This is a genomic window from Thioclava sediminum (genome assembly GCF_002020355.1).
Lineage (GTDB): Bacteria > Pseudomonadota > Alphaproteobacteria > Rhodobacterales > Rhodobacteraceae > Thioclava > Thioclava sediminum.
This window is the reverse complement of the sequence record NZ_MPZV01000001.1, coordinates 626805-652868: the sequence shown is the minus strand read 5'-3', so window position 1 is coordinate 652868 and position 26064 is coordinate 626805. Positions and strand designations below refer to the sequence as shown.

The following is a 26064-nucleotide window of genomic DNA, read 5'->3' as shown; positions in this document are numbered from 1 at the left end:
CCCGCTGCGAGCGCCACCGGCACGGGCGTGGTCGGCACGCCGACCGCGACTTCGACCTCGCAGGCGAACCCGGCCTTCAACGTGGGCGATGTGCAGGTCGAGTTCATCACCGGCACCTGGAAATACACCGATCGCGGCACTGACCTGAACAGCACGGCCGACGATGTCGTCTACTGGTTCGGCGGCGAGAACGGCTCGGTCGCGTCGCCCGCGAAGACCACCGCCTATGTGCAGATCTTCAAGGTGCAGGAACTGCCGGCGGCCGAGGCAGCGACCCCGATCAAGGTCGGCCCGGTCTCGATCCTCGCGCCGAAGGTTGGCCTCGCGAAGCTCGGCTTCAAGGACGGTCTGCTGGTCCTGACGATCTCGGTCGGAGCGGAAAGCGCTTCGCTCGCCTTCGGCGGCACCGCGACCCAGAATGCCGACGGTACTCAGACCAATAGCGGCGGCACCCAGATCACCCTGACCAACCTGTTGGTGAAGTTCGATATCGGCATCGACGTGATGGGCGTGATCTCGGGCGGCGGCGACGATCCGGTCGTCTCGCTCACAGGCAAATGGTCGATCACCGCCGACAAGCTGACGGGCTCGATCCCTGACGTGGTCCTCTTCGAGGCCGACCGCATCAAGGTCGAATACGATCCCTCGTGGACGGCGCCCGATACCCCGGTCGCGGGTACGCCGGAGGGCGCGGGTCAGGAGATCATCAAGATCGACACGATCAAGGTCACCTTCCCGAAATTCGGCATCGCGGGCCAGATCACGACCTTTGAGGGCGTGCGCGGCCTCACGATCTATGACAACGGCTTCCGCATCGGGCGCGGCGAGATCATCTATTCGGGCACTGGCGCGGGCTCAGGCACCGGCACGGGCGCGGTCCAGCGCACCGACGGCGCGACCGGCAAGATCAAGTTCGGCTCGATCCTCGAATTCGACGACCTGCGCATCGGCGTCACCGACTTCTCGCTGATCTTCGGCCAAGAGGTGAATTTCGACGGCACGATCTATGTCGGCTCTGGCGGGGCGACCTTCGCGCCGGGCAAGGCGATTAACGCCAAGGTCACCGACCGCGTCTCGGGCGAGGACGTGAACGACACGCTCGCGCTGAAGGCCGGCCTGACCTTCACCGATGGCGTGGTCGACGGCTTCATCTTCGAGCTCGACACGTTCGAGATCAACATCGGCTCGGTCCTCAAGCTGAAGGGTGTGGGCCTGTCGCTCGATACCGGGGCAGCCGATGACGAGGAGCTGATCAGCTTCGTCTCGATCGGCGCGGAACTGAAGATCGGCTCGCTGAACCTCTCGGGCGAGGCGCGCCAGTTCGCCTTCCTCGGCGACGGCACTTTCGTCACCAAGCAGGGCTTCGGCGTCTTCATCGGCGTGGGTGGGGCCTCGGGCGCGAACTTCAAATGGCCGAGCTGGCTGCCGATCAAGATCACCGAGATCGGCGTGCAATGGCCCGACATTCAGGCCGACCCGAGCGATTTCGTCCTCACCTTGTCGGCGTCGATCACCGGGCTGCAGGGCTATGACGGGCTGACCTTCGAGGGCACGGTCGAGGGCATCCGCATCGATGTGGGCCTGCTGCTGGAAGGCAAGTTCCCGATCATCGGCATCGACTCGATCGGCGTGAAAATCGGCGGCAACGCCTTCGGCGGCGAGATCGAGGGCGCGCTGATCGGCGGCATCATTCGGATCGGCGAGGGCAATCAGGTACTCTCCACCTTCGACCTTACGAGCCCGGTGAAAGACCGCGTCTTCTTCATCGGCGTCGAGGCGGGCTTCTCCTTCTCGGGTCTGGGCGGCTTCACGATCCGCTTCGCACTGTCGGAACTGGGACCGCTCGGCGTGCTGGTCTCGGGCTCGGTGCCGGGCGGTATCCTGCTCGAGCCGAATTCGGGTCTCGCGATCAACGACTTCACCGGCGGCGTGGACTTCTTCAAGTCGCTGCCCGACATCACCGATCCCGACGAGCTCAACGGCCCCGATTTCGCGCTGCCGCTGAACGTGTCGATCGACGACTGGCTGAACTCGGTGCAGCAGCAGGTCGTGAACCAGTATATCGCGATCCAGAACGGCTCGGCGGCGGGCGGCGGGTTCGCGGCGGCCTTCACCTCGCCGATGATCATCACCGGCTCGGCCAAGCTATATTCGATCTACACCTCGCAGGCCGTGTTCAACGGTCAGGTCACGATCAAGATCTCGACCGACGGCAAGATCCTCGTGATCGGCCAACTGAACTTCGCCGCCGACAACCTCTCGCTCTCGGCGCGGCTCTACGCGAACCTGTCGAAGATCGCCTCGGGCGAGGCGACGATCCTTCTGCTGGTGAAGATTCCCGATCAGGTCGATCTGCTGACGATCAAGGGCTCGCTGCAATTCGGCTTCAAGGACATCCTCGGCGAGGCCACGCAATTCGCCGTGGTCGAGGAACAGGCCGCAACACCGACGCAGCGCCTCGACGGGCCCAGCGATGGCGGCGTGACCGGTGTCGGCAACTTCAACGAGCGCGCCTATATCGACATCACTTTCCCGACGGTGAACGGTGCGACGGTGGACGCCGCTTCGGTCTTCGACCTGACGCCTGAAATCGAGATCACCGGTGGCGATTTCACCCTCGACAACACGCAGGCGCCTGCACAGGTCGATGCCGACACGTTCCGCTTCTGGCTGACCGGCACGGGCGATGTGAACTCGGTGACCTACACCTTCCTGTTCCAGTCTTGGTCCTACACCGAGACCGCGACCAACGAGACGGTCTATGCGGATGAGGACAACACGACCCAAAGCGGCGACCCGGCTGTCGCGGGGCCGTGGGTCGATATCAAGTTCATTGCCGAGATCGGCGGCGAGATCACCGCCGAGACGCTGGCCGCGATCGCGACCAATGCGGTGGCACCGTTCAAACTGTTCAACGACAATGGCGACGAGATCGACATCCTCGGCGCCATTGCGATCGGCGGCGGCAAGGTGCGTTACTTCATCGACACCAGCGATCCCGACCTCACGAACAACCAGCTCGCCGTCGGCGATTACACCGTGCGCTTCACCGCCGATACATGGGCCAACAACGCCACCCAGACCGGCAAGAACAACACCGCGACGCCGGATGCCGTGTTCTCGGTGGTCGAGCCCGAAGCCTCGCTCAGCGCGCCCTATCAGCTGGACGGCGACGGCTACACGGTCGACGTGAACCTCGCCAATGCCGATCTGCGCATTATCGTGACCTTCGATCCCGCAGGCAGCGGCTCGCTCGATTACGGCTCGATCCTCGATACGAATGACGAGTTCACCCTGACGCGCACCGGTGCTGCGGATGGCTCCACGGTGAATACGGCCGTCGGAATCTCGGATACGCCGGTTCCGGTTGCGATGTTCATGAACGAGGACGGCACGGCGAGCCTGAAGACGCTCGGTCTCGATGCCGAAGGCCGGATCGTCGCCTCCGACAGCGCGGATTATGACCATCCCCTGCCGACGGGGGCGGAACTCTATGCGCTCCTGAAGAAAGAGGGCATCACCCAATTCGCCTATGCCATTACCACCGCGAATTTCGACTTCGCGCCGGGCATCTACACGCTCACCTTCACCGGGGCTTGGGCCGATGCGGCGGGTAATACGGGCGCTACCGGGGACAAGGTGATCACCGTCGAAGGCGCGACCGCGATCATGGTCGATCCGGGTGCGGGCGCTGCGATCGACGTGAACCTGCTCAACGGTCGCAACTATATCGACATCGAGTTCCCGGACGTGCCCGACAGCGATTTCGTCTATGACGCGGCCTCGATCACCGATGGCGGGGCGGAGTTCACGCTGAGCGGCGCGGGCCTCGGCACGGTGCAGATCGACAATGGTGTGGCCCCGGTCCGCGTGGGCGGCACCGACGCGGCCCCGATCTATCGCTACTGGCTGACCGGCAGCTTCGACAGCGGCCAGACCTATGGCGATGTGACCATCGCGGCGGTCGAGCAAGGCTGGTCCTACCGCTATTCCGACAGCGCGAACCCGACCACCGACCCGGCGATCAAGAGCGGTGAGGACGGTCTGGGCGTGGTCGCCAACCTCGAGATCACTAAGGGTTCGGTCGAGATCACCTTCACCAATATTCCGACGGGCTATGTGCTCGACCCGGCGTCGGTGCTCGACCTCGCGGCCGAGTTCACCGTGCAGACCGATACGGTAGAGACTTCGCGCCTGAGCGGCGGCACCTTCCGTGTCGAGCTGGGCGAGGGCGCGCCGGCCCTGCTGCAAAACGACCCGAACGATCCGACGAAGATCTCCTTCATCTACTCGCTGCAGACCTTCATCGATGAGGGCAACCCGGCGGAGCCCGCTTCGCTCACTGGCGAACTCTACCCGCAGACGATCACGCTGGAGTTGGACATCACGTCGATCTCCTTCTTCTCGACCGCGGCGCTGAGCGCCCCGACCATCGTGGTCAAGAGCGGCTCGACCTACTCCGACGCCAACAGCGCCGCCAATCTGCCGGGCGACCGCACCTATTTCGACATCGTGCTGAGCGGAGCTTATGGCGAGGACATTACCGATCAGCTGGCGATCGGCGACGTGAGTGTGACGGGCCTCACGATCACCGAGCTGATGGATATGGGCGGCACGATCCGCGTCTTCGCAGACGGCGCGCTCGGCATCGGCAGCCATGACGTGACGCTGGCCGCGAACAGCTTCGGCGATGCAGCCAAGAACCGCGTCCAGACGCTGTCCTTCACCGTCTCTGGCCCGCAGGGCGATCTGGTCGATCCGGCGAATGAGGGGAGCACCGGTCTGGGCGATGTGAACGGCCGCGGCTATGTCGATCTGCATTTCGAGCGCCCGGTGGGCGGCGCGCTCGATATCGGCTCGATCACCGATCTCGCGCCCGAGTTCGAATTCGGCGGCAGTGGCTCGATCACCTTCGATGACACGTTGGCCCCGGTCTGGCTGAACCCGCAGGCGACCTCGGGCGACTATATCTTCCGCTACTTCACCACCGGCGCGTCTGCCGCAGACACCACGATCTCGCGCATCGCGACGGTCGAGGATCAGCCGACTGTTCTGCGCGCCGATGGCACGGCCGACGATGCGACCGGCCCGGTCTCCTTCGATGCGAGCACCCTCTCGGTCGCCTTCGTCGATGTGCGCTACACCCCGACCTATGGCGACGAGATCGACTTCGGCACGCTGGGCGACGAGATCAGCTTCTCGGGCACCGGCGCGAATGGCGTCACCGTTTCCTCGGCTCTGATCGTGGGCGACGGGCTGACCGTGCGCTACTTCCTCACCGGCAAGTTCACCGCCGGCACCGTTCAGGTCGATTACGCCGCAGCCAGCTTCGGCTCGGGAAGCTACGACAACGACGCGAAGACCCAGAGCTTCCGCCTCGTCCAGCTTGGTGCGAGCCTGACCGACCCGGTCGAAGGCGCTTCGGTGGGGCAGGCGCCCTTGAACGAGCGCGGCTTCATCGACGTCACCTTCGAGCTGCCGAGCTATGCCACCGGCGTCGATCTCGAGAGCATCACCGATGCCGGTGCCGAGGTGATCCTGAGCGCGACCGGCTACACGATCGAAGTAGATGACAGCCAGGCGCCGACCTACATGGGCGACGATGCGAACGGCAATCCGATCTTCCGCATCTGGTATCTCGGCGACTTCGCGGGCTCGAACCTCGACGACAATGTCTCGGTCGAGTTCATCTCGGGCAGCTTCGACTGGATCGGCACCGATGGCGGCACGATCAAGGCGATTACCGCGACCAACAGCGAAGATCTGGTGGTCACGACCGGCAAGATCGGTCTGGGCGCCAGCGCGCCGACGGCGACCTATGTGGCGCTGTCGCTCGGCACGAGCCAGACGCTGACCGATAGCAGCCTCGCGACCACGGACTTCACGCTGACCGATATCGACGGCAACTCGATCACGATCACCGGGATCCAAGCCCGTGGTCCCCCAGGCGAGTTCGCTGTGACCTTCGACTCCGCCGACGCCGCCGACGGCGCGGTGCTGACCCTGACCTATGCGGCGGGCGCATGGACCTACGGGGCCGCTGCCTCCGAGGCGATCGATCCGACGACGCTCTCGATCACGCCCACCGACACCGCTTCCTATATCGACATCACCTTCGACACGCTGGGCGATCCGAGCCTCAACGCGCTCTACGCGATCGACGCGGCCACGATCGACGGCGACGAGTTCACCCTTGGCGGGGCAGGCGGGGCCAATCTCGATCTGCTCGACCTCACCCCGACCGACATGGGTGACGGCACCTTCCGCTACTATGTCTCGCGCGAATTCGGCCTCGGCACGGTCACGGTTTCCTTCAACGAGGGCAGCTGGTCCGACCTGCAGGGCAACGAAGGCGGCGCGAGCCAGCAGAGCTTCCGCGTTATCGACCAGATGCAGGAGGGCGGCCAGCCCGGCGCCGATGCCGACCCGGCCACCACCCGCGTCTTCTTCATCCGCGTCTCCGGCTCGATCACCCTGAATTCGGCGGGCATCGTCGACGAGCCGCTCGTCGAACTGCGCGCGCAGGCCGAACTGACCTTCGGCGATTACATCAAGGCCGACGGCTCCAAAGTCTTCCGCTTCGCGCTCGAAGCCTCGGGCACGATCACGGTCTACAAGCTCGGCAATATCGGCTCTGCGGCGGCGCGCTTCGTGCTGGAGACCGGCGGTATGTCGAGCGGCCTGCCGCAGTTCTGGGGCGTGGCCACCATCCAGCCGAACTTCGAGGCGCTCAACGAATACGGCGTCTGGATCAAGGGCAACGCGACCCTGATGATCAACATGTCGGGCGAGGACAAGGTCGAGACCCTGTCGCTCGAGGGTATCCTCGGCGATCAGCTCGAGCGCATCTCGGGCGGCGACGACGACACGGTGGCCGTGGCCGATCTCGGCGCGCTGCCGAGCCAGGCGGTCGAGGGCTTCTACGAGAAGCAGGCCGTCAGCACGCAAGTGCGCGCCACCTTCGCGGAATTCGGTGTCACGCTCAGCTCGGAAGCCAAGATCGAGCTGGTGCGCGAGCTGAACACCCAGTCGCGCTGGCGGATTACGGACGGCGCGAAGAAGTACTTCATCGAGAGCCTCGACGGCACCGCGACGCTGCATTCCGAAGAGCAGACCTACGAGCTGACGCGCAACTCGGTCGTCTTCTATATCGGCGGCGCGATCAAGCTGACCGATCAGAACGCGAACGACCCGGATGTCGACACGAGCGTCAACGTCTATGCCGAGCTGACCGGCGCCTTCTACCTGAAGATTTCGCAAGACCGGGTCGAGGTCTTCGTCGCGGCCGGCGCCAATGTCTTCAACGTGATTTCTGGTCAGGCGGTCGGTCTGCTGATCATCGACTTCGGCACCGCCCCGGGCAGCGCCTTCGGTGTCGCGGGTAGCCTGTCGCTCGAGGTGAGCGTGGGCGATGCCGGCGGCGAGAATACGGACGCGGCGAACAATGCCGGCAGCTTCGGCAATATCGCGGAAGACGTCTTCCGCTTCGAGGCCGAGGTCATGGTCCTCTTCAACACCACCGGCATCACCCAGACCTTCGATGTGCCCGACGCGCTCGTGCCGTTCCTGCCGCCGAATGTTCCGACGACTTTCGAGATCTTCGAGCGTCCGCCGATCCTCGGACAGAACGAACGGGACATGACCAAGGATGCGGGCCCCTATTTCGTGGTCCAGATCAGCGGCTCGGTGACGCTCTTCGACTCGGTCACACTCAACGGCTTCCTGTCCGTCACGGGCACCGGCGACTCCCTGACGATCCAGGGGACGGTTTCCGGCCGGATCGCGAATTTCGGCGCGGTCGAGGGGATGCTCTATCTCGAGGCGAATATCGGCGCGAGTGATCCGGGCGTGGTCGGGCGGGCGCAACTGTCGCTGGTCGGCGGGCTGGAGCTTCCGGGCGTCAGCCTCGGCGGGTCGCTCTCGATCATGCTCGAATTCAACACCTACGCGACGACGCAGGATCGCTACACGATCGTCACGCAGGGCGAATATGACGATCTCGTCGCCAACGGCGATGCGACCGCCAACACTGACGGCACCTTCTATTACGGCACGATCTCGGTCGAGAACGGGCTGTTCCTGAAGGTCACCGGCACGCTGGTCGTCTCGGATGTGATCGAACTGACGGGCGTCTTCACCTTCCGCATCGGCACCGCGCCCGATTTCGAACTGGTCGCGACGCTGGATGTGCAGGCGAAGCTCGTGGGCGTGGCCGAGTTCGGTCTGACCGGCGGTCTCGTGATCGCGGATGGCGGGCTGGTGATCTATGCCGAGATCGATCTCAATATCGACCTCGCGAGCGTCATCACCGTGACTGGCGACGCGACCTTCCAGCTCAACACCTTCTCCAGCGCGCGCACTCTGGAGATCCCGACCATCAATACCAGCGGGCAGGAGAGCACGATCTCGGTCACCGTGGCCTCGGGCTTCAGCCTCGAGATCGTAGGCTCGGTCAACTTCGTTGGCCTCGCGACCGCCTCGGGCCGCGTTTATATCGGCCTCAATGCCAGCGAGTTCCGCGTCGAGTTCGACGTGACCTTCGGCCTAGCCGGGCTCAACATCTCGGCCGCAGGCGGCGCGGTGCTGTTCTTCAACTCCAGCACTGGAGAACTCGACGGCCTCGCGCTGCTTCTGGATGTCAGCATCAACGCCAATATCGCGCTGGTGATCGACATCGAGGCCAGCGGCAAACTGATGCTCAACACCGTCGGCCGCGACGTGACGATCTCGGGTCGTGTGCTGGAGCGCAACTCCTTCGTGCTCGATCTCAGCGGCAAGGTCGAGTTCCTGAAGGTTCTCAAGTTCGAAGCGGGGTTCCGGATCGAGGTCACGGACAACGCCTGGCGCGTGGACTTCAACGCGAGCATGGACTTCTTCGGTCTCGCCACGATGAGCGTGAACGGCTGGTTCAACTCGAAGGGCTATTTCGACCTCTCGCTGAGCGGTCGCCTCGTGCTGGGCTCGAATAGCTTCGGCCTGACGGGCAACTTCTCGATCCGGGTCTATTACCTCTTCGACGATGCGGCGGATGTCTACAAGCTCGGTGTGTCGGGCTCGGCCTCGGTCTCGCTGCGCGCCTTCAACATCAGCTGGGCCACGGTTTCGATCAGCTTCTCGGCCACGGCGACCGGCACCGGCCGCGTGCCGATCGTGATCTCGGCCAGTGCGAGCGTGAAGGTGCTCTTCGTGAAGGTCTCGGTGAGCATGTCCTTCACCGTGGGCTATGTCGAATTCCCGACCCCGATCTATCTCGCGGGCGACCTGAACGGCGACACCAATTCGGGCACCTACAAGGATTGGGATGACACCTCCACGATCCTCGTGCTGAACATGGGCGACGCGAATACCAAGCGCGGCATCGGCGAAGCGACAGAGGGCGAGACCTATATCATCGAGGCCGTCACCCCGGTCGTGAACGGCGCGCAGACGATCCGCGTGATCTATTCGGGCCGCGAGCAGGTCTTCGAGCACGTCCACGAAATCCGCGGCTATGGCGGCACCGGCGACGACCTGCTGGTCGTGCGCGACGGCGTCGCCGTGCCGATCCTCTTTGTGGGCGGCGCGGGTGTCGATACCGTGGCCTACGAGGGCGACGGACAGGTCACGATCAACTCGGCCTCCGAGGGCGGCACTGCGGGCGATCTGGGCGACCAGATCAGCATCGGCAGCGGCGTCGCGGTCGGCTCGATCATCTACGGCTCGGGCGCGAATGACCGGATCGTCTCGGATGCGCTGGTGCCGATCACCATCTACGCGCTCGGCGGCGATGACGTGGTGCTGCAAAACGGCACGGGCGTCGCCACGATCTACGGCGGCACCGGCGCGGACCGCCTGATCGGCGGCGCGGCGGCGGATGTGATCAACGGCGAGGGCGGGGCGGACGAGATCGACGGTCGCGGCGGCGCGAACACGATCAACGGCGGCGGCGACAATGACCGCATCTTCCGCAGCCTCGCCTCCGACGGCGTCGAGGTGATCAACGGTGGCGGCGGCACCGACACGATCCTGCTTTATGGCACCGCGAACCCCGACACGGTCACGATCGGTCAGAAGCCCTCTGACTCCGGCATCCTGCAGGCGCTCGACGCCGATGGCAGCGGCTTCGAGGCCGACGGGGTCGAGGGGCTGATCATCCATCTGCTCGGCGGCACCGATACGCTGACGGTCAATCCGCTCGGCCAGACCGATCTGAATACCATGCGCATCGACGACGATCTGGTCGTGGAATCCGCCGATCCCGCGAAGGACGTGGCCGAGATCGACGGCACGAGCGATGGTGTGGCCGATGCGGTGATCTTCAACGGCACCAGCGGCGTCGACACCTTCACGCTGAAGGCGGGCGCGGTGGCCGATCAGGAATTCATCCTCGTCGCCGCCTGGTCGACCGGCACCGTGACCGTCACCTTCGACGACACGATCCGCGCCAAGGGCGACACGCTGCGCATCTCGGCGGCGGGCGGCAATGACAAGATCACTGCGGGCCCGGCCGTGGCGGCAGGCGACCCGTCCAACGCGACGCCGTTGACCAACGACCTGATCGCGCTGACGCTGGAAGGCGAGGGCGGCAACGATCGGATCATCGGCTCGATCTTCAACGACGTGATCGATGGCGGCGCGGGCTCGGATACCGTGACGGGCGGCGAAGGGCTCGATGTCTTCCGCGACACCGACGAGGCGAACGAGACCGACACGCTGATCGAGGTCTTCGCGGGCGAGGATATGGGCCTCTACGAGAACCTGTTCCTCGTCGGCAAAGTCTTCCAGGCGGACGGCTCCACAGCCTATGCGGACGGCACGACCGATGGCGCGATGGTGCCGGGCGACGCCGATCTGTGGAGCGCCTCCGGTATTGGCGCGGGCGAGACCACGGTGGAGCGTCTGAACGGTATCTTCGAGGCGGTCGATCTGACCGGCGGGGACGGCGTCAACAACACCTTCGTTGTCAACGACCTGAGCGGCTCGGTCACGGTCGGCGGTCTGGCCATCGGCGTCAGCGCCTTCAACGGCACCGTGACGCTCGACAATGCGGGCTCGGATGCGAGCGGCGATCTGGAGCATTACATCATCGCGGCTCCGCTCGGTTCGGGCTTCACCGTTCATATCACCGACAGCAGCACCACCGACGCGGACAAGCTGGTCTATCTGGGCTCGCAGGGCGACGACTATGTCGCGATGTCGGTGGGCCTGATGGCCGCCTCGCGCTACACCAATGCGGCTGGCAAGGTACTGGGCGCGGCCGCCGTCAGCATCGATCACACCAATCTCGACGTGATCGAAGTCGATACCCGCGAAGGCGCCGACGTGATCGCGGTCACCGCGACCGATCTGCCGATCTACATCAACAGCGGCATCGGCGACGACGTGATCAATCTCGGCTCCGCCGCCTCGTCCGAGCCGGGCACGGCCCCGCTGGGCGGCACGCTCTCGGGCATCGCCGCGCTGATCCAGATCGACGCCTATGACACCTATAGCGGCCCGATCCTCGCAGATCGTGGCAATGATACGCTCAACATCGACGACAGCGGCAATACCGGCGCGACCACCGGGGTGATCGGGCTGGAAGATCGCACGGCGGTCGAGGGCTTCATCTTCGTGGATGGCTTCACCGCTGCGACTGCGGGCATCCGCTACATCGCGCTCGAAAACGTCAATGTCGATCTGGGCGACGGTGTGAACGACGTCACCCTCAAGTCGACCGGCAAGCGCGACGTGACCACGCTCGAGACCCGCGACGGCGCCGATATCATCAAGGTCTTCGCGATCAACGGCCCGACCACGATCGACACCGGCGCGGGCGACGATGCGGTCACCGTCACCGATGACGACCCCGACACGCCGCTGGCCAATGACGGCACGCTGAACGCGATCCTCTTCGGCTACCTGACGATCGATGCGGGCGCGAACGATCCGGTCACCTACGAGGTCGACGGCACCATCGTGAACCATGGCGACACGCTGATCGTGTCCGACGCGGGCGACACGCTGCCCGATCAGGGTGGCTATCTCAGCGGCACCGAGATCGTCGGTCTCGGCATGACGCTGGGGGTGGTCTATGCGGGCTTCGAAGAACTGGAGCTGTCGCTCAGCAACGGCAATAACGGCTTCCACGTCTCCGATACCCATGCGGGTCTTACCACGCTGAACACCGGCGACGAGACCGCGACCGGCGATGCCACCTCGGATGCGATCACCATCGAGAAGATCTCGGGCCGCACCTTCCTCAACCTCGGTGCGGGCAACGATCTGGTGCAGGTCAACTACTACGCCGACGGCACCCAGACCTTCCTCAACGGCATCGACGGGTTCGAGCTGGATATCGACGGTCAGGCGGGCAGCGATCTCTATGACATCGGTCTGGCCAGCGCGGGCAACTCCACGATCCGCATCCTCGACACCGGCACCGCCTTCGACGGCATCGACCGCGCCGAAATCCGCGGCACGGACGGGCGCGACCTGTTCCTGTTCCGCGCCAACCAGGACCTCGATGTGGGCGTGGTCGCGGCGCTGCCGATCGCCGAGGACGGCACCATCCTCAATACCGTGGTCGAGCGGGTGGAATACAACTCCGCCATCGACGCCGATCTGCGGGTCTTCGGGCGCGCGGGTAATGACCTCTTCGTCTTCGACGATACGCTCGCGGGCGTTCAGGCCTTCGGCGATGCGGGCGACGACACGTTCCAGATCGGCCAGCTCTTCGCCTCCTTCCGCGACGAGCAGAATCCCTATAACGGCCTGAGCGGCATCGACTATTACGAGACCACGCAGGTCACCGTCGGCTTCCTGTCGAACGGCGTCAGCTTCGACACCACGATCCGTGGCGGCGACGGCGAGGACAACTTCACCGTCTACTCCAACAAGGCTGAACTGTTCCTCTATGGCGAGGCCGACGACGACACGTTCCAGGTCCGCTCCTTCGTTCGCGTCGACCCGAACGACCCGGCCGCGCCATTTACCAACATCAATGGCGGGCAGGGCGCCGACTTCATCCAATACGCGGTGAACGCGCCGGTGCGGATCGATGGCGGGGACGGCTTCGACACGATGACCGTGATCGGCACCGAGATGGGCGACGACTACGTCATCACCAAAGACGGCGTCTATGGCGGCGGGCTCTTCATCTCCTACACGGGGATGGAGAAGCTGGTGGTCGACGCGCTGCAGGGCAACGACACCTTCTTCATCGAGAGCACCTCCGAGGGCGTGCTGCTGGAGATCGTGGGCGGTCTGGGCTCGGATAGCGTGAACCTTGGCGGCTCCGATCTCGACGGTGTCACCGAGGGCGGCGCGATCACCGTCGTGTCGAACGGTCTCAACGGTCACAGCGGGTTGATCCAGACCACGGTCGACAGCACCGATCCGCGCTATCAGGCGATCTGGGCGCAGGATCCGGTCTCGCAGATCAAGGACAATGACGCGCCCGATCTGGTCTTCTTCAACGCCGATGGCGAGGCGGGCTCCAGCGTGCTGCGCGTCTTCGAGGCCGCGACTGCCGATCCGACCATGTCGGTCACCCGCTACGCGATCGCTCTGTCGCGCGCGCCGGACGAAGACGTCTACATCACGATCTCGCCGACGCTGGGCACTGAGGGCGATGTGGCCGCGGGCGCCGAGGGCGTGCTGGTCAACGGCTCGGCCTCGGGCACGGTGCTGCACTTCACGGCGGCCAACTGGGATACGCCGCAATACGTGACCGTCACTGCGATCAACGATCTGGTGGCAGAGGGTCGCGGCATCGTTCAACTGCGCCATACCGTGACCGAGGGCGACAGCCGCGCCGACGATACCGGCTTCGACAATCTCGCCGTGCCGAACATGCTGGTCGACGTGATCGACGATGAAGTGGCCGAGCTGCTGATCTTCCCGGTCGACAATTCCTCGGCCATCGATCTCGCGGGCGACACCATCGTGGCCGAGGCCGCAGCGCTTGCCGCGAATGACCGCTTCGCCGTGATGCTGAGCCGCGCGCCGACCGGCCCGGTGCAGGTGAACTTCGCGGTCGATGGAAATGTGACGCTGTCCTCGAATGTCGTGAACTTCGACGGCTCGGATTGGAACACCGCGAAATTCGTGACGATCACCGCGGTGAACGACAGCGCCGACGAGGGTGTGCATTACGCCCGCATCCAGCCCACGATCTTCGAAGACACGCGCGACGCCTTCCTCGGTGCGACCTATGCGGATGTGGCCGGCGGGGTCGCGGCGAATATCAACCGCGATATCAGCCAGCCGCGCAGCGCCGAGGTGCTCTATACCGCTGCCGATCTGACGATCCTGCGCCCGAATACGGCCGTGGCCGAGATCTACACGCTCACGCTGGGCGGCATCGACTATGTGGTCGGTGTCGGGATCGGCGAAGTGGTGGCGGACCTCTCGACCGTGACCGAGGGCACGATCGTGGTCGATGCGCGCCTCGATCAGACCGCCACCGCCGCGGATATCGCAGATGCCTTCGCGACGCTGGTGAACGCCGACGCCGAGCAGGCTGCGACGATGACGGGCACGGGTGCCACGCGCAGCATCGCGGCAGCGGCGGGCGTCTCCTTCAAGCTCCTGATCGAGACCAGCGATCCTGCGTCCGGCTATCTCTTCACGCCCACCGGCGACATCTATGTCTCGATCTCGGGCGACGCGTTCGAGTTCTCGAGCGATGAACTGAGCGTCGATGCGGCCACCAGCAAGCGCGCCTATGACATCGTGGCCTTCCGCCTCGGCGCGTCGCTGGCCGACGGCACGCTCGCCGCCGATGGCACGCTGGTCGATGGCGCGACCTGGATCATCAAGCTCGACGGGCTGCAGGTTCAGGCGACCGCCGAGTTCGGCGACACCATGAGCGATATCGTCAACAAGCTGGTCGCGCAATTCGCGGGCGCCGATTACTCGGCCTCGGCGGGTTATCTGCAAGCGACGCTGCTGCCCTCGGTCGAAGGCGCGATCTACTCCAATGCCGGGGCGAAGACCTGGACCATCCTCGTCGATGGTCAGCTCATCAGCTACACCTCGCAATCGGGCGACGAGCTGGGCGGGATCGCGGGCATCTCCGAAGAACTCGCGGCGCAGATCAACGCCGCCAATCTCGGGATCACGGCGGTGGTCGATGCCAATGGCGCGATCACGCTGACCTCGGCCACGGCCTTCTCGCTGCTGCCGCTCGATAGCGATGACGCCTCGATCGCGATCGCGAGCGATGCGAGCCTGACGCCGCCGAGCTACGATCTGGGCGAGATCTTCATCTTCCGCACCCCGGGCGCGGGCGGCATTGAGGCCTTCTCGATCGAAGTGCTGCGCAAGACGAGCCCCGACGCGGCGAACACCCGGACCGGCGGCCTCTATGTCAGCGCGGATGCGGTGAAGTCGCAGACCCATTGGCAGCTTGCCCGCATCGCCTTCGCGGCGCCGCTGACCCCGATCGTGATCCCCGAGGGCACGAGCCTCGCCTATGAGATCGGTACCAACATCACCAATGCCGAACTCGCGCAGCAGTTCACGCCCTACAGCTATGTCGTGGGCAGCAACGGCGACAATCTCGCGCCCGCGCCGCTCGACGTCACCGTGCTCGATGACGACGCGCCGACGGTGGAGATCATCCAGACCGGCGGCTCGACCGATCTGGCCGAGCGTGCGCCGGGCGATGTGCAGGTCGTGGACAGCTTCTCGGTCGTGCTGACCGGTGCGCTGAGCGGCGACAACACCGTCCGCGTCGATGTGACCCCGCTGCCGACCCGTACTTACAATTCGCAAGAGGCGTTCAACGCGGATGCGAACTTCGGCGAGAACGAACTCGTGCAGGTTCAGGTCGCAGCGCCGCTTGCAGCCCTGTCGCTGGCAGGGGAGGCGGTCGAAGGTGAGACCTGGCAGGTCACCCTGTTCAACGATGTGGCCCTGCGCGCTGGCGCCCAGACGGTCGGCTACACAGTTCAGGCGGGCGACGATCTGGATGCGGTTGCTGCGGGCCTGATCGCCGCGATCAATGGCGTCACGGGCTACAACGCCACGCTCACCGCCGATGGCGCGATCGAAATCTCGGTCGATGCCAGCGCGAGCTTCACCCGCTTCTTCGTCGAGGTCGGCATCGCGGGCGACAGCCAGGGCAGCATCGACACCCGCACCGTGCAGGACTTCAACTTCGCCAATGTCCTCGAATTCGAGATGATGGGCGTGCCCACGGCGGGCGAGGTCTGGACGGTCAACTTCGACGGCCAGAGCTTCTGGCATACCGTTAGCGCCGGGCAGTCGCTGTCGAACATCGCTGCCGCGCTGGGTGCCCAGATCAATCTCGCGAATGATGCGGCCACCGCGAATGGCGATCCGCGCGCCTATGAGGTGATCGTCGACGGGCGCGTGATCTCGATCCGCGAACTGGCCGACCCGGCGGCGGATTATGCGGCCTCGGCCTCGGTCAGCGGCCAGAAGGCCGGCGAGATCGCGGCGCGTCAATTCGTCGAATTCGATGCAACCAACTGGATGACCCCGCAGCAGGTCACCGTGATTGCGATCGACGATACGATCGTGGATGGTGGCGACGCGCAGGTCTTCGGCGCCTTCAATGACCGTGTGAATTCGATCCGCGGCCCGGTCTCGATCATCGGCGGCGAGAGCGATACCGACGTGTCGCTGCGCGTGCCGGTGCTGCTGCCGGGCGAGACGAACATTCCGCTCGCCGATGGCGTGACCGGGACGGTGACCGGTGGCGGCACGGTGATCACCATCGATCCCGAAGAGCTGACCCATGTGAACGGCGATTACGGCGAGCGTCCGGGCTTCGATCCGCGCATCAACGACACCGCCACGATCTACGATATCGCGACCATCGACCCCGAGGGCACGCTGAGCGGCCGTGTCGATGTCGCGAGCGTCTCGGAAGACATCCTCTCGCTCGTCAACGATGCGGGCATGACGCTTACGCTGATGGTCGGCATGCAGGATGCGGTCGAGGCGGGCTATGTCTGGTTCTTCGGCACCCCCGATCAAAGCGATCTGGCACTGATCGACTGGCTGACGGCCTCGGTCGATCTGGCGGGCGACGTGACCGCGTTCGAGACCGTGACCGTGACGCTCGATGGCACCGATTTCAGCTACACGCCGGATACCGAGCACGCCTACCGCTCGATCGTGCTGCGCGAACTGGCCGCGCTGATCGACGCTTCGGCCGAATATGAAGCGGTGGCGACGGTGAACCTGCTGGGCGAGACCCGCCTGCATGTGAAGCGCGCCGATGCAGCCGCCTTCGACATCGCGGTGACCACCTATGCGGGTCTGACCTCGAACATCGGCGGCGCGCCGGTGCAGAGCCTCTATAACGACGCGAATATCCACTGGACCACGGCCGCGTTCCACCTGATCCAGCCGCCGGTGAGCGGCGCGAGCTGGGCGCTGACGATCAACGGTGCGGCCACGCCGGCTTCGGTCACCTCCGATGGCAGCTTCGGCTCGGTCACCCAAGGGTTGGCGGCGCGGATTTCCTCGGTCTATGCGCCGGTCGTCTCGGGCAGCCAGATGGTGCTGGAAAGCACGCCGCCCGCCGACTTCGACACCGATCCGGGTGCGCTCATCACCTATGCGCCGGTCAATCCGAACCTGCGCGTGGACGAGGCCGAGCAGATCGACACGCTCACCGTCTTCAACAACGAGAGCCCGGCCATCGACAGCGGCGTGCTGACCGAAAACCATCTCTCGGGTCTGGGCATGGGCGGCGACACCTATATCGGCGGCGAGCTGATCGCGGGCGGTGTCAGCTATACTGGCCTCGAAGTGGTCGACATCCGTCTGGGTCGCAATGTGGATACCTTCACGGTCGAGAGCACCCATCGCGGCAAGACCATCATCGACAGCGCCGACGGCAATGACGTGATCTATGTGAAGACCACTGCCGGTCACACGATCATCCGCACCGGCAATGGCGACGATCAGGTCTATGTCGGCTCCGATCAGGGCGTGGTCGACCAGATCACCGGCCTGCTGATCGTCGATATGGGCGCGGGCGAGAATGACCGTCTGTTCCTCGATGACAGCGCCGACCTGAACGACAATGTCCTCGTGCTGGATGGCGCGCGCGTGGCCGGGCTCGATATGCCCTCGGTGGCCGAGCGTATCCAGATCGAGACCCGCGGCACCGGCGGCAGCTTCACGCTGGCTCTGCCGGATGGCACGCCGGTCACGGTGGCCTTCGACGCGGATGCCGCGGCGATGAAAGCGTCGATCGATACGGTCTTTGCCGATTACGGCACCGATGCCGAGGTGAGCGTCGAGGCGACCGATAGCGGCTACATCTACACCGTCATCTTCGGCGGCCCGACCGGTGGCGTCGATCTGCCCGACCTGATCGTCGATGCGAGCGGGATCACCAGCGATGCGAACACCACCGCCAATATAGAGGTCACCGAAGTCATCAAGGGCACCACCGATCCGGGCCTGAACCAGATGCAGGCGATCACCATCGCGGCCGAGGGCGGGACCTTCACGCTGGCCTTCATGGTGCCGGATGTGCTGGGCAACATGGATCTGCGCATCTCCGACCCGATCGCCTATGACGCGACGGCCGAAGAGATCGCCGCGATCCTCGAGCCGATCCTGAACCCGAATAACAGCCGTCCGTTCCTGCCCTACACGAAGAACTTCGCGGTCGACCGCTTCGGCGACACGATCTACCTGACCTTCCAGGGCGCGCTGGCCCAGACCACGGTCGAGGCTGTCGATACGCGCGGCCTGACCGGCGATGTGCTGGAGGCGCGCATCGATATCGCCGAGCCGAGCGCGGGCGACACCTTCACGATCGATCTGACCGATCTGGCGACGCCGCTCTTCGACGACGCCTTCCCGGGTGACTTCGCACTGTCGAGCTTCGCCTATACCGCGCTGGCCGGCGACACGGCGGCGGATGTGGCGGCGGCGCTGGCAGCCCAGATCATGGATGCGCAGGGTCCGAACATCATCGCCCATGTCGAGGGCACGGTGCTGGTGATCACCTCGCGCTCGGGCGAGCGGATCTCGGTCACGGTCAATGGCGGCGACCCGGCGCTCGACTATCTGCTCGGCCCGCTGGGCATCCAGACCGATCTGGCCAAGCTCGAGACGCGGATGGACGGTGTCGATTACTACGGTGTCGAATATCTCGAGATCGGCATGGGCGCGGGCAACGATGTGATCAACGTCCGCGGCACCACCGCCCATACGACGCTGAACCTTGGCGCGGGTGACGAGCGGATCTATGTCTCCTCCGAGGCAGGCTTCGGGCTCGACACCGACACGACCTTCCTGACCGGGCATCTGCTGAACATCGAAGGCATGCTCAACATCGAAGCGGGCACCGGCCGCCACAAGCTGATGATCTCGGATGAGGCGACGGTGCAGGGCGACGGCACCACCGATCTCCGCGCCGAGATCACCGATGACCGCGATGCCGCGCTGGCAGCCGCCGCCGCCTGGGGCGACGATACCGAGTTGTCGAGCGTCAACGAGATCTTCGTCGTCGGCATCGCGCCCGCGCCGATCACCTATGGCGCGGATGCGGCGGGCAACTTCCTCGGCGGCATCACCTACTGGACCGGCTTCGGCGCCGATGCGATCGCCATCGACGGCACCCATGCGCGTGACATCGAAGGCGGCCGCGAGCTGACGGTTCTGAACACTGGCCTCGGCAATGACGATGTGACTGTCGATCTGCAGGCGGGCGAGGACGGGGCCTTCGTCCTCAACACCCAAGGCCCGCATGATGCGAATTACGCGCCCGATTGGGGCTATGCCCGCGACTATCTGGAATTCGCCGATGACGACATCGTCGATGCAGCCCTCAGCACGCTGCCGCTGATCATCTTCGGCGGGCAGGGCGATGACCGCATCACCTCGGGTCTCGCGAATGACATCGTCTTCGGTGATCGCGGCCGGATCGACTACCTCACCGCGGATGGCACGGGCTATGCGCTCAAGCTCGGCTCGGGCGGCCCGGATCACGTCAATGACGGCACCGATGTCGCGCCGACCCTGATCTACACGATCGACCCGACCATCGGCGGCGCCGACACGATCACCACGCTTGGCGGCGACGATATCGTGCTGGGCGGCGTCAACGGCGACACGATCACCACCGACGGCGCGACCGATAGCGGCATGGATATCGTGATCGGCGACAGCGGCTTTATCGACTATGTCTCGGCTGATGGTGACAGCACCGATATCGATGAGATCGCCACCACCGCCGAGACCTATGGCGGCTCCGACCGGATCGTGACGGGTCTGGGCGACGATATCGTGCTCGCAGGCGAAGATGGCGAGACGATCATCGACGCGCTGATCGACGGCACCCGCTCGCGCGACCGCGAAACCATCGCCGCGACGATCCTCGCGGAAGGGCAACAGATCGCGGGCGACTATGTCGACGCAGGCCAGGGCGACAATATCGTGCTGGGCGATAACGGCCGGATCGTGGCCGCGACGGATGATGCGCCGCGCTTCGGCACGCAGCCGATTACTCTGGGCCGGATCGAGACGACCACGCCCGCGATCGGCGGCGATGACGTGATCCTTGCGGGCATCGGCTTCGACATTGTGCTGGGCGGCACGGCGGGTGACGTGATCCGCGTGGCCGAGGGCGAGGTCTATGACGTGGCCGTGGGCGATGCGACCCTGCGCGACGCGGGCAATATCGTCCTTGGCGACAACGGCTATATCGACTGGGTCAAAGCCGATGGCGATGCGTCCGACATCGACGAGATCGCCTCGACCGCCGAGGCGATCGGCGGGGCCGACTGGATCGTGACCGGCGGCGGCGACGACATCGTCATCGCGGGTGTCGACGGCGGGGCTCTGAGCGTCGATTGGGGTGATGGCGAGACCGTCATCTCGGGCGATTACGTGAACGCGAGCCAAGGCGACAATATCGTGCTGGGCGACAACGGTCGGATCGTGGCCGCCGAGGACAACGCGCCGCGCTTCGGCACCCAAGCAATCACGCTGGGCCTGATCGAGACCACCGCGCCCGAGGTTGGTGGCGATGACGTGATCATTGCGGGCATCGGCTACGATATCGTGCTCGGCGGGGCTGGCGGCGATGCGATCAACCTGAAGATCGACGAGGTCTATGCCGCGACTGACACGTCTGCCACGCTGCATGACGCGGGCAATATCGTGATCGGCGATACCGGCTTCATCGACTGGGTCGGCCTCGACAATGACGCAACCGATATCGACGAAATCGCGACGACCGAGGATCGCTATACTGACACCGGTGCGATGATCGGCGGCAACGATCTGATCGCCACCGGCGCGGGCCGCGACTTCATCATCGGCGGCACGGCGGATGACACGATCTTCGCGGGTGCGGGCAACGATCTGGTCTTCGGCGATCACGGTCGGATCGTCGCGCAGCCGGGCGGTGGCGTGGATGCCGACCTGCTGCCGCTGAACCTGACCGAGTTGACCACGCAGTTCGACTTCTACTCGATCCTGCGCAGCGAGTTGGACGGCGGCGGGCGCGACATAATCTTCGCCGAGGATGGCGCGGATATCGTGCTGGGTCAGCAGGGCGCCGACGTGATCTATGGCGGCAATGGCGACGACGACCTGATCGGCGGCCATAACCGTCCGGGCGGCGATGATGGTGCGGACCGTATCGACGGCAACGGTGCGGTGCTGTTCGAGGATCGCCCGGTGATCAGCGCCTGGTTCGATCTGGACGCGCAGGCGCTCGACCCGAACGCGACCGATAACGACGTGATCCTTGGCGACAATGGCATCGTTATCCGCACCGACGCGGCCGAGAGCCTGCGCTTCCGGATGCTCGCCGATGGCACGCTGACGATCTATGACGCTGCCGATGACGGCACCGGCTCGAACGCAGGGACGACGGCACAGACCAACCCGACCGGCGTGGAAGAGCGGCTGATCGCCCTCTTCGACCACACCGACGCGATAGAGGCCAACCGGACCGACCTCTACGGTGCGGATTACCTCGCAGGCGGCGCGGATGACGACGTGATCTTCGGCCAGCTCGGCGACGATGCGATCCAGGGCGACGGCTCGGCCACCTTCCGCGGCCTTGCACTCACCACCGCCTATGACGCAACCGATGACGGCTACGCCACGCGCCTCGCCGACGGCACGCTCAGCGTGAACCCGACCCGCAGCATCGACGCGGCGCGCGACGGCGACGACTATATCGAGGCCAATGGCGGCAACGACATCGTCTTCGGCGGGCTGGGTCAGGACGACATCATCGGCGGCTCCTCGGATCTCTACATCCATGATGCGCGCGCGACCGGCGAGGGCTTCAGCCTCGATCTGCTGGCAACGGTGAATGTCGATGAGACCTTCCGTCCCGACGGCGCCGATATGCTCTTCGGTGGGCAGGGTGATCCGGTGACGCTGAGCCGCAACGATTACGGTCAGAGCGGCGCCAACGCCCATGCTCGCGACGCCGATGTGATCCTTGGAGACAATGGCCGCATCCTGCGTCTGGTCGGTGCGACCGGCTTCCTTGGCTTCAACTACGACACGCTCGATCCGGCGCGGGCCTCGGGCACCGTCATCGGCGGCGCAGATCATTCCGACGCTTGGCTGGTGGTGCGCGCGGTCGAGCTGCTCGATTATCACACCGGCGGCCCGGATGTCTGGGGCGCGGCTGCGCTGGCCGACAATGGCGGCGCGGATGAGATCCACGGCGAGGGCGGCGACGACGCGATCTACGGCATGCGCGGCAATGACGTGCTCTATGGCGAAGGTCAGGACGACGATCTGATCGGCGGCTGGGGCCATGACTGGATCTCGGGCGGCACCGGTCAGGATGGCGTGCTGGGCGACGATGGCCGGATCTGGACCTCGCGCAACGATCGTGGCTATGGCGAGCCGCTCTACGGTGTTCTGCCGGTCAGCCCGCAGACGATCTCGACCCCGGGCAAGATCCAGCAGGCCGATATCAACGTCCAAGGGGCGCTGAAGAAGACCGTGAACCTGACGCCCTTCTTCCTGACCGCCGATGGCCAGACCGACGATCCGCTGCAGGACCCGGTCTATGCCGACGACATCATCTATGGCGGTCTGGGCGACGACTTCCTGCATGGCGGCGCGGGCGACGATCTGGTCTCGGGCGCCGAGGCGCTGGCCGAGGCCTGGTATCTCGCCTATCCCAACGATGCGCTGGCGCCGGGTGTGGCGGGCGTGCTGGTACGCTCGGATTACACGGTGCCGTTCTGGTCCGCCGATCCTGCGGCCACGCAGGGCAATGCGCTGGGCTACAACGCCTCCTACGCGGGCGAGTTCGCAGCCTATGACGAATACAATCCGCGCGATGTGATCGTGATCGACGCCGCTGGCCACTATGTATCGCTCTCTGAGGCGACCGACGGTCTGACCTTCTTCGCGAGCTTCGATCCGGCCGATCCGGGTGCGCCGCAGGTCGGCACGCTCGAGCAGGATGGCAGCCCGGTCTATAGCGACGGCAATGACGTGATCTTCGGCGATCTGGGCAATGATTGGCTCGTCGGCGGCACCGGGCGCGACCATGTCTATGGCGGCTGGGGCGACGATCTGATCGATGTCGACGACGATCACACCCGCGACGCGGATGGCTCGGCTCTGGGCGCGAATGACACGCCCGACACGTCGTCGAGCTATGAGGACATCGTCTATGGCGGTGCCGGTCGCGACATCATGATCGGCAATACCGGTGGCGACCGCCTGATCGACTGGGTCGGCGAATTCAACAGCTACATCGTGCCCTTCGCACCCTTCGGTGCCTTCACGATCTCCCGTGCGCTGGCCCCGCAGATCCAGGAGTATCTCTACGATCTCTCGGCCTCCGACGGCGCCGATCCGACCCGCGCGGCCGATACCGGCGACTACAACGCCGACCGCAACGGCGAGCCGTGGGGCGAGCTGGGGCTGGTGATGCAGAAAGACGATGCGTGGCAGGATCAGACCGGCGCGCCGAACGATCCGCAGCCGGGCAACATTCCGGGCGGTCGCCGTGACGTGCTGCGCTCGGCCGATTTCAACGGCAATGGCGGCGGCAAGGATGCGCAGGGCTTCGCCGCCGATAGCGGAGTCTGGACGGTTGAGGGCGGCGCCTTCGCGGTGAGCCCGGAGAGCCTTGGCGGCGATGCGGTCTCTGTCTTCTATATCGGCGACGCGCTGCCCAGCTATTTCGAGATGAAGGCGACCATCGTCGGCGGCAAACCCACGGCGGGCCTGAAGTCGAACGCCTATCTGATCTTCGACTACCAGTCGCCGACCGACTTCAAATTCGCCGGTGTGAACATCTCGACCGACAAGTTCGAGATGGGTATCCGCACCGCCGATGGCTGGATCGTGCTGGAGCAGACCCCGGTCCAAGCCAAGCCCGACACGCCCTATAACCTGCTGCTCGCGATCAACGGGCTGACGGCGACGCTGGTGATCGACGGGCAGGAGTACTTCACCCATGTCTTCGATGCGCGGGTCGATCAATACGGCGTCACCCATGGGCTGAACTCCGGCTATGTCGGGATCGGCGCGCAGAACTCGGTGACCAAGCTCGACAATATCGCGGTGCAGGTGCTGCCGCCGGAATTCACTCTCGATGAGACCGAGGACTTCTCGGACGGCATCGCGGATCGCTTCGCCACCGATACCGCTTGGCAGATCAACGCGGGCGCGCTGGATGCCCAGCCCGCCGGTGTGCCCGCCATCGCACTGTCCGATCTGGTGATTGCGGAGACCTCCGTGACGCGGCTTGCAACCCAGATCGAGACCAACGGTCGCGCGGGCTTCGTCTTCGACAGCTACACAGACGGGCGCTACAAATATGCCGTTATCGATGCCGCCAATGACCGCGTCTCGATCGGTTATTACACGCATCGCGACGGCTTCGTGGAAACCGCGAGCTACGACATCGCCATCGACGGCAGCCAGTCCAACAAGCTCGAGATCACGCTCGCCCGCAGCACGGTCAGCCTCGCGCTTAATGGTCACGAAGTGCTGGGCCACGCCTTCTACGCCCCGGTCGCGGATGGTGCGGTCGGTCTGATGGCCTTCGATGCGGCGAGCTTCGACGATGTGCGCCTCGCGACGAACGACCCGGCTTATTTCAAGCCCGATACCGGTTCGCTGATCTATGACTATAATTCCGCCGGTCCCATCGCGATTGCAGATCAGGGCGTGACCACGCAGAGCCTCTATGTCGGCTCGGATGTGGTGATCGCCGATCTCGACGTGACGCTGAGCCTGACCCATGAGCGGCTGAGCGACCTGACCGTGACGCTGATCGCGCCGGACGGCACGCGGATCGAACTGTTCGCGGCGCTTGATGGCACGGCGATCGACACGCGCTTCGACGATGCGGCCGCCGATAGCATCACCGGCGCGGCGGCACCTTACGGCGTGACCTATCGCCCGGCAGGCGATCTGGCGTCGCTCGAGGGCAAGGTGTCGGGCGGGGTCTGGACGCTGGAGATCGTCGAAGGGGCGAAGCGCAAGACCGGCACGCTGGAAAGCTGGTCGCTGACGATCGAGGCGGGGCAGGCGCTCCATGCGGTCTCGGTCGCGGAGGCGCCGGAGGGTGCGGTGCTCGATGAAGACCTTCTCGCCGCAGCCCGGGCGCAGGCGCTAGAAGAGATCGCGCAGGAACTGGGGCTGACCGCGGAAGAGATCGCGAAGCTCGAAGCGGTGCAGATTTCCATCGCCTCGCTCGACGGCACGCTTCTGGGCTATACCGCCGAGGGTGCGATCACGCTCGACGCGGATGGGGCAGGGCATGGCTGGTCGCTCGATGGCAGCGAAGGGCTGAACCTCGTCGATGCGCTCAAGCATGAGTTTGGCCATATCCTCGGGCTGGCCGACGATAGCGATGCAGCCACCTGGATGGATCCGACCCTCGCGGCTCAGGACGCCACGCCCGCGGCCAACCCTGTGCCGGACACCCCGAATGATACCGCTTCCGAGACTGCGACTGACGCCGGTCCGCAGGATGCCGCCACCAGCGACACCACCTCCGCGCCCAGTGCGGCCCCGATCACCGAGCCTGAACCGGCAACAACGACCCCGACGCGGGGCAATTCAGGCAATACGGGTAAACAATCGCGCAATGCAAAAGGCTGA

Annotated in this window: 1 protein-coding gene (cut by a window edge); it reads left to right on the top strand. The window is 65.1% G+C overall.

The window, feature by feature from the left end:
* A protein-coding gene (locus BMI91_RS02805; protein ID WP_244176578.1) for a matrixin family metalloprotease crosses the window boundary here: on the top strand, positions 1–26064 show its 3' portion. Its footprint begins 13236 nt before the window's first position; 26064 of the gene's 39300 nt are visible here — the last part of the coding sequence; its start codon lies beyond the left edge, outside the window; the stop codon is at positions 26062–26064.